Source organism: Streptomyces mutabilis (assembly GCF_014649815.1).
GTDB classification, from domain to species: Bacteria; Actinomycetota; Actinomycetes; order Streptomycetales; family Streptomycetaceae; genus Streptomyces; species Streptomyces mutabilis.
In genome coordinates this window covers 1-517 of the sequence record NZ_BMTT01000319.1, presented here as the reverse complement: position 1 = coordinate 517, position 517 = coordinate 1, and the positions used below count along the sequence as shown (strand labels likewise).

At 27.5% G+C, this 517-nt stretch carries 1 protein-coding gene; it reads left to right on the top strand.

The genetic code is table 11. The features are described 5' to 3' along the window. The coding region (locus IE142_RS40480) for a Spx/MgsR family RNA polymerase-binding regulatory protein (protein WP_191889539.1) at window positions 1-275 on the top strand (275 nt) is incomplete at its 5' end. Between the last annotated feature and the right edge of the window lie 242 nt (window positions 276-517).

The following is a 517-nucleotide window of genomic DNA, read 5'->3' as shown; positions in this document are numbered from 1 at the left end:
ATGAATCCATTGATATTGTTCAACATACACCGACTAAAAAAGAATTCAAAAATATCGTAGATAAAACGGGTGTGAATATTAATAAGTTGTTTAATACACATGGTATCAAATATCGCGAATTAAATTTAAAAGAGAAACTTAAAAATATGTCTGATGATGAAAAACTAGAACTACTTGCTTCAGATGGAATGTTGGTTAAACGTCCATTAGCTATCTCTGGTAACCATTTGACTTTAGGATTTAAAGAAAATGAGTATCAACACCAATGGTTATAGGTGTGATATTAATTTAGAGAAAGTGAACATTAATAAAAAAATATAAATTAAAATGGTGTTTTGTATATTTAAAAACGAATTTTAATTCATTTATTCTTTGTAATAATAGTTGAATGAATAATATGTGTGTGGCATCATTAAATTGTAATTAAATTAATCAGGAGGGGATTCTCGTGGCAGTACCGAGCGAATTTAAATATTCTAAAGAGCATGAGTGGGTTAAAATTGAAAATAATGTAGCA